Source organism: Bartonella sp. AA1HLJMS (assembly GCF_042197445.1).
In the GTDB taxonomy this organism is placed as follows: Bacteria; Pseudomonadota; Alphaproteobacteria; order Rhizobiales; family Rhizobiaceae; genus Bartonella.
In genome coordinates this window covers 1-5,057 of record NZ_JBHIRW010000065.1, presented here as the reverse complement: position 1 = coordinate 5,057, position 5,057 = coordinate 1, and the positions used below count along the sequence as shown (strand labels likewise).

Below are 5,057 nucleotides of genomic sequence, written 5' to 3'. Positions count from 1 at the left end.
AGAGAATCTTACGTTATTCAGGGTTCTCATTCAATATGAATAACGCTAGATTATGATTATAAATCAATGCCTTGAACGCTTGTTGAATGCCGTTGGTTTGAAAGCGAGCGATATTACAAAGCGCCCGATTTAAGCACTGGAGAACTTCGTGATTATAGCGAAGAAGAATTTAAGCAGCTCCAGTGCATGATGCCCGATATCCAAGGGGCAGCTTTCAATAAAAAGGTTGTAAGACGTGCTTTTTTAGGGAGAAAGTTGCTTGAATCCCCCGATCAACCTTTAGTTCCAGCTGGTCAATTGGGTTGGGAGTGTATAACGGGGTATTTTGACAAGATAGAACGGCAATTTTATGGGGTTGTGCGCCCGACAAAAGATCCACAACGGTGGGCGAATAAATATTTCAGTCAAGTGATGTATATCCTTAATAGCCAATCCAAAGGGGGGCTTATTGTCGAGGAAGGGGCGTTTAAGGACATCAGGCAGGCTATGCAAGATTGGGCGCGGGCTGATGCGTTGCTAGTTGCTGAAGATGGCGCTCTTGCAGAAGGCAAGATACAACCAAAGCCTGTAGCACAGTTTCCAGAGGGCTTTTTCCAGCTGTTTAATGAAGCTAAGGAAGCAATTAATCAGGTGACGGGTTTATCGCCCGAATTCATTGGCACAAGAGAAGTGACACAAGCGGGTATTTTGGAGGCACAACGACGCCAATCCAGTTTAAATCTGCTTGCTTGTCTGTTTGATGGCTTACGTTTATATCGCAAGCGGCAAGGTAAGATTATTTTGCACCTTATACAGAATTACTTGTCCGATGGGCGTTTGGTACGGATATCTGGTGAAGAGAATGCGCAATATATTCCATTGACGCGTGAAGAAGTAACGAGTGTCGAGTATGACATTGTTGTCGATGATGCGCCAACCAGCCCGAATGAGAAAGAGCGCACCTTTGGTATCATCACACAGCTGCTCCCATTGCTTCAAAATGCGATTACGCCGGATATTATGCTTGATCTACTTCGTTATTCTCCATTGCCTGCGTCATTACTCAATCGTGTCAGTGAGAAGTTCCAACAGCAACAAATGGCACAACAACAGCAGATGGATCCCGAGCAGGAAATGAAGTTGCAGGAAAAGCAACAAGACTTAGAGACGAAAGCACAGATGCATCAGATGGATTTGCAACAAAAGCAGATTGATCTTTTTGTGCATCAAGAGAGAGCAAAAACAGACGCAGAACTGATGAAGCAACGCTATGAGATTGAACGGCAGAAGCTTCTCAATGATCAGGCACACAATCAGATTATGCGAGAGCGAATAGCATTACACAGAGGTATGCATAGTTGAGAAAGGTGAAAGAATGAATGCAGAAATGAATGAAGCTATGAATGAAGATTACAGAGTTGGAGCACCGGTCTTTGATGATGAGAGCTCTTTTGATGCTGGCACTTATGATGGTGAAACGATTGATAATGATGATGTCACCTCTCCAGAGCCGGTTGTGCAGTCCGTTGAAAAGCCTTCAGAGATTGTTCCTAATTTAGAACAGCAGCGTATGGAGCAACAAGCCAAACAAGCTCGTGAAGCGCTTGTCAAGCTTTATGAACCCCAATCCCAGACGCCAATGGTTGAAGGTGAAAATGCACCCCCAGACCTACGTGAGGACCCTGTTCGTTTAGTGGCGTGGATGCTAGATAAGATTCAAAAGCAAGATGCGTATATTAGGGAACAGAAAGAAGCGCTAAGACAAGCTGAGGAACAGCAGCAGCACGATATGCGTCTTGGTGAATTTTTTAATAATTCTGTTAAGTCGTTTCAAAATAAATCCAGTGATTTTGATGCCGCGGCAAATTTTCTTTATGAGGCACGCGCAAAGGAATTGAGTTCTTGGTCATCACTTTATCCTGAGTATGGACAACAAAACACAATAGATGCGATTATAAGAGATCAATTGCATGCTCTTGTAGCGACTTGTGCACAAAGAGATCTCAATCCGGCAGAAGAGATTTATAGAATAGCACAAAATCTTGGCTATCAGAACCAAGCAGTGCAAGCGAATAATCAAGTTGCAGAACTTCAAAGTCGGCAGAATTCTGCGCGGACTTTGACAGCATCTGGTGGAGGAGGGAGTACTGGACCAATGACTTTAGCAAGCATTGATAGGATGTCAGAAGAAGAATTTGACGTTTGGATATCAAATCCGAAAAATAAAGCGATTTTTCGGCAATTACACGGTGCAGGTAACGGGTATTAAGAGTGCATTTTATAGAAATTAGTCTGTTTTATACAGGGCTATGATCCGGCTTTTAAGCCGGTTTTTTTTTACAGCAAAGAAAGGTAAAATCAATGGCATTAACAACAGTTAGAGCAGATGATCCTCATGCGATAAGCACGTGGTCAAAATTATTAAATACAGAAGTTTCAAAGGCGATACCTATTGCCCCTCTTATAGGCAGGGGTTCAAACAGCATTATTCAACTTAAAACTGAAACACAGAAGGGCAGAGGGGATTGTGTTACATTTAGCTTACGTACACAGCTTTTGGGACGGGGAGTTACCTCAGGACAGACGCTTGAGGGGAATGAAGAGGCATTACAATTCCTTCATGACAGACTCTATATTGACGAGCTTTCGCATGCAGTTCGTGTAGAAAATGAAGGTAGTATAGCGCAACAACGTACAACGTTTGATTTGCGTGACGAAGCAAAAGATGGCTTAGTTGATTGGTATGCAGATCGCTTAAGCTTGATGTTTTTCATTCAAGCTTGCGGATATACAGCAAGGACAATCTCTTTTGAAGATCGGATGATAGATATCGAGAATGTGCATTATGGATTTAATGAACCTCTGGCACCAAGTAGTAAGCGAATTATCCGTCCAGATGGTAAAACCAAGGATGAAGATCTCAGTGAAGCGCCAAAACACAGCTTTAGTTTGAAGCTTATTGACGAAGCTGTAAAAATGGCGAAACTTGCTAATCCCAAAATTCGACCAGTACGTGTGAATGGGGAGAGTGTTTATGTTCTCTATTTGCACCCAACACAAGTGATGCAATTGCGCACCAATACAGAGACTGGACAGTGGCTTGATATTCAGAAAGCTGCTTATACGGGTTCGCGCGCGAAGAACCCGATTTTTGATGGTTCTCTTGGCATGTATAATGGTGTGATTTTACGTGAATCTGAACATGTCACTCATGGGGTTAAATCTACCGATCATACAGCGAAAAAAAGTGTGCGTCGTGCTGTTTTTCTTGGAGCACAAAGTATCGTTATGGCTTTTGGAAATAATCGCAATGTCAATCGCTATAAATTGGTGGAAGAGCATTTCGACTATCAACGTTACTATGGTTTGTCTGCGAAAACACTGATTGGCATGAAGAAAACCCGTTTCAAATTTCCAAATAGCTCTCAAGCAGCGCAAGATTTTGGAACGATTGTTATCCCCACCTACAGTGGTGAACCTGATAATTAATCATAGGGAGGAAACAAGACATGGCAGATCAATTACCCCCTCCATTACAGGGCAGAAATCTACATACCCAACAGGTAAGTTTTTTGCGGTTAAATATCTCGCATAAAGATAAGCATCTTACGGAGAAAATTGGGATATTACCCCGTGGCGCTTTGATCACTTCGATGAAGGCTTTTGTCAAGACGGCATTTTCTGAGGCAAAATTAAAGATAGGCAGCACCTATGGAGGCAATGAGTTCAGTGAAAAAGACATCAAAGCCCAAGGCACGCAAGATTTTACGCCAACAGATCAAAAGTCTTTTGTTGCAGATGATAAGGAGATGACCCTTTATGCAACACGAGACAAAACCACCGATGCTGGTGAATGTATTGTGGTTGTGCAATTCGTAACAAATCATTGAGGGGATAAGACATGGCAGATTATTTACCACAGCCCTTGCAAGGGAGAAATCTTCATACCCAGCAGGTAAGCTTTTTGCGGCTTAATTTTAGCTATGAAGATAAAGAAAACGCTATGAGAATAGGCACGCTACCTCGTGGTGCTTTGATTACTTCAATTAAAGTGTTTGTTAAGACAGCATTTTCGGACACAAAGGTCAAAATAGGCAGCACTGCTGGAGGGACTGAGTTTGGTGAAGCGGAAATCAAACAACAGGCAGTAAAAGAGGTTAAGCCCACCAATCAGAAGGAATTTGTCCCTTATGATGAAGAACTTACTCTCTATGCTAAAGCTGATAAGACAGTACAAGCTGGTCAAGCAAGTATAGTCGTTGAATTTGTAACCAATCACTGAAATTGAGGGGAGAGATTTATTAACTCCCTCTCAGTTTATGAAGTAGAAGACTGTACAGAGAGTTGCAAATTAAGGGCAGATAAGACAGCGACTAAGGTAGAAAGTTTAGGGTCACCAGTCTTACTTAAAGAGCGGTATAATCCACTGCGTTCGCGATTGGTTTCTTTTGCTAAGGCACTCATATTTTGAGCACGTGCAACAATACCAAGGGCATCTGCTATATGAGAGGCATCACCGGTTTTAAAGGCTTCATTAAGAAATGCTTGTTGTACCTCAATGTCTTCAAGATATTCTTCTGGTTTAAAGGGGGTTATTTTCATCACTGTACTCCTCTTTTAACTTTAATGCTTGTTCAATATCTTTTTTCTGCGTTGATTTATCTCCACCACATAACAAAAGGATAAAATCAGAGCCTTTTTGGGTAAAATAAATTCGGTAACCAGCACCATAATGGATACGTAATTCACCTATGCCATTAAAGAATTTAACATCACCGAAAAGACCCTGTTTTAAGCGGACAATACGTTGAAGAATAATAGCCTTAACGCTTTTATCTTTAAGTTTCTTAAGCCAAGTATCAAATTCTATCGTTTTATGAATGAATACCATTTGAGTACTATACTACACAAACTATATAATATCAATAGTAATAATTTTTACTGAAAGGTATTTTGATGACACGTCATTATATTCGGGTTAAGACTGGAGGACCGATACCTGTAAAGCGAGATGTTTATCGTCATAAGAGAACACTTTCGCACTTAGTGTCGGTCATTCAAGATGAGATTGATGACAT

The 5,057-nt window shown here is 41.5% G+C and carries 6 protein-coding genes and 1 pseudogene; 5 read left to right on the top strand and 2 right to left on the bottom strand.

What is annotated here, in order from left to right:
• Positions 1-75 precede the first annotated feature (75 nt).
• The 5 genes and pseudogenes from ACFIQE_RS08710 to ACFIQE_RS08690 form a co-directional block, all read left to right on the top strand.
• Positions 76-1,341, top strand: a pseudogene (locus ACFIQE_RS08710) (phage portal protein); the annotation flags it as partial.
• Between the two features lie 13 nt (positions 1,342-1,354).
• Entirely contained in the window at positions 1,355-2,248 is an 894-nt protein-coding gene (locus tag ACFIQE_RS08705) for a hypothetical protein (protein WP_375707551.1), read from the top strand.
• A gap of 92 nt (positions 2,249-2,340) precedes the next feature.
• Positions 2,341-3,468 carry a N4-gp56 family major capsid protein gene (locus ACFIQE_RS08700; RefSeq protein ID WP_375648013.1) on the top strand — a complete coding sequence of 376 codons (1,128 nt, stop codon included), beginning with the start codon at positions 2,341-2,343 and terminating at the stop codon, positions 3,466-3,468.
• Between the two features lie 20 nt (positions 3,469-3,488).
• Positions 3,489-3,869 (top strand): hypothetical protein, encoded by a 381-nt coding sequence (locus ACFIQE_RS08695; RefSeq protein WP_252619690.1) that lies wholly within the window; start codon positions 3,489-3,491, stop codon positions 3,867-3,869.
• 11 nt (positions 3,870-3,880) lie between these two features.
• Positions 3,881-4,261: a hypothetical protein gene (locus ACFIQE_RS08690; protein ID WP_375637192.1), complete on the top strand. Its 381-nt coding sequence runs from the start codon at positions 3,881-3,883 to the stop codon at positions 4,259-4,261.
• A 35-nt stretch (positions 4,262-4,296) separates the two neighbouring features.
• Here the strand turns inward: ACFIQE_RS08690 and ACFIQE_RS08685 are convergent, their stop codons facing one another.
• Positions 4,297-4,581 (bottom strand): addiction module antidote protein, encoded by a 285-nt coding sequence (locus ACFIQE_RS08685; protein ID WP_375621740.1) that lies wholly within the window; start codon positions 4,579-4,581, stop codon positions 4,297-4,299.
• Entirely contained in the window at positions 4,562-4,870 is a 309-nt protein-coding gene (locus ACFIQE_RS08680; RefSeq protein ID WP_375624281.1) for a type II toxin-antitoxin system RelE/ParE family toxin, read from the bottom strand. Before ACFIQE_RS08680 ends, ACFIQE_RS08685 begins: the two co-directional genes overlap by 20 nt.
• Positions 4,871-5,057 lie beyond the last annotated feature (187 nt).

Excerpts from the sequence above, each read along its gene's own strand:
- ACFIQE_RS08705 (WP_375707551.1), top strand. The coding sequence starts at position 1,355 with ATGAATGCAGAAATGAATGAAGCTATGAATGAAGATTACAGAGTTGGA.
- ACFIQE_RS08700 (WP_375648013.1), top strand. The coding sequence starts at position 2,341 with ATGGCATTAACAACAGTTAGAGCAGATGATCCTCATGCGATAAGCACG.
- ACFIQE_RS08695 (WP_252619690.1), top strand. The coding sequence starts at position 3,489 with ATGGCAGATCAATTACCCCCTCCATTACAGGGCAGAAATCTACATACC.
- ACFIQE_RS08690 (WP_375637192.1), top strand. The coding sequence starts at position 3,881 with ATGGCAGATTATTTACCACAGCCCTTGCAAGGGAGAAATCTTCATACC.
- ACFIQE_RS08685 (WP_375621740.1), bottom strand. The coding sequence starts at position 4,581 with ATGAAAATAACCCCCTTTAAACCAGAAGAATATCTTGAAGACATTGAG.
- ACFIQE_RS08680 (WP_375624281.1), bottom strand. The coding sequence starts at position 4,870 with ATGGTATTCATTCATAAAACGATAGAATTTGATACTTGGCTTAAGAAA.